This is a genomic window from Acinetobacter sp. NIOH-H-8 (assembly GCF_046635365.1).
In the GTDB taxonomy this organism is placed as follows: domain Bacteria; phylum Pseudomonadota; class Gammaproteobacteria; order Pseudomonadales; family Moraxellaceae; genus Acinetobacter.
This window is the reverse complement of sequence record NZ_JBHDVN010000394.1, coordinates 1-326: the sequence shown is the minus strand read 5'-3', so window position 1 is coordinate 326 and position 326 is coordinate 1. Positions and strand designations below refer to the sequence as shown.

Genomic DNA, 326 nt, shown 5'->3' with positions numbered 1-326 from the left:
TGAATCATAGCCTTTATCTGCACATACCACTTTTGTCTCTTTTAAATCTAATGTTGATATTAAATCAGGCGCAACTTTAACATCATGTGTGGTTCCATCGGTAATCATGAAATCAATAGGATTGCCATGTGCATCAACAATCAAATGTATTTTTGAGGAGTTTCCTCCTACACTTTTAGAAATAGATTGATTCGCTATGCCGGCAGAATGTTGATGAGCACGTACATGAGAGCCATCAATAAAAATCCACTCCATATCGGGGCATGAGGCTAGTAATTTGAATAATCTAAGTAACTTACCGCTGCTTGACCAACGATTAAAACGTT

General features: G+C 37.1%; 1 pseudogene. It reads right to left on the bottom strand.

Going from position 1 to position 326, the window contains the following annotated elements:
* Positions 1-326, bottom strand: a pseudogene (locus tag ACEWB7_RS18815) (IS5-like element ISAba31 family transposase); the annotation flags it as partial.